The sequence below is a fragment of the Acinetobacter sp. NIPH 1852 genome (genome assembly GCF_022549455.1).
Taxonomy (GTDB): domain Bacteria; phylum Pseudomonadota; class Gammaproteobacteria; order Pseudomonadales; family Moraxellaceae; genus Acinetobacter.
The window spans coordinates 1-975 of record NZ_JAKZGG010000045.1; the positions used below are offsets into that span (position 1 = coordinate 1).

The 975-nt window shown below is 35.5% G+C and carries 1 protein-coding gene; it reads left to right on the top strand.

Annotated features, from left to right (window positions below; all coding sequences use genetic code 11):
- Positions 1 to 90 precede the first annotated feature (90 nt).
- A complete protein-coding gene (locus MMO38_RS16485; protein WP_241324187.1) occupies positions 91 to 960 on the top strand; it encodes an IS982 family transposase in 870 nt (289 codons plus the stop codon).
- Positions 961 to 975: the final 15 nt, after the last annotated feature.

Here is a 975-nt window from a genome sequence, read left to right on the forward strand (position 1 = left end):
TAACCTGAATCGCGGATAAGAAATTAGCTTGAAAAAAAGGTGGCTGAAAACCATTAGGGAGTTACCACACAACCTATGCCTTCAGCCACCATGTTCGATTTTACATATTTCTTTTGCATCATTGATGACTTTTTTCAGAAATTTGAAGTAATTTATTGGGAGTTTTTAAAACGCAGCAACAAGCGTGTGAGAATACGAACTTCTCAATTGAAAGTTTCAGAAATTGTGTTTATCGCCATTTGGTATAAATGCTCACATTTCAATAACTTTAAAGCATTCTTCTTTTCATTAAAGCAAAATCACAGTCAACTCTTTAGAGCTTTACCATGCTACCAGCGGATGGTGTATCTCATCAGAGTCCATCAATTGGCACTGCATGCGTTACACTTTGCCTTGATGAAAAATAACACCAGCAATTATTTATGGATAGATTCGACGACACTACCTGTATGTAAAAATCAGCGTATTCAACGGCATAAATCCCTGAAAGCGATTGCAACCCGCGGCAAAAGTTCAATGGGATGGTTCTTTGGATGTAAGCTGCATTTAATGATGAATCAGTCAGGAGACATTGTTAGTACAGCTTTATCGAATGGGCATATAGCAGATATTAAAATGGTTGAACAATTAGTAAAAGGATTAAAAGCAAAGCTGTATGCTGATCGCGGCTATATTAGTCAGAAATTAAAGAGCAGATTAAAATCACAAAACATTGATTTAATTACATATCATCGGAAAAACATGAAATTTATTCAACTCTCTACATCAGATGAATATCATTTAAAGCAGCGCAATAAAATAGAGACTTTATTCAGCTTGTTAAAAGGACGATATAATTTGATCACCAGTAAAGCGAGAAGCATTGAAGGATACTTAGCTGGAATTTATGCATCTTTATGTGCTTACCAATTATGTCATCAAAACAAGCCAACCATTCGAGTAATGGAATCATTGGCTTAAGCACGATTCGGGTTA

What these genes read in the sequence shown, in the direction of transcription:
- MMO38_RS16485 (WP_241324187.1), top strand. Translation starts at nt 91, where the DNA reads ATGTTCGATTTTACATATTTCTTTTGCATCATTGATGACTTTTTTCAG.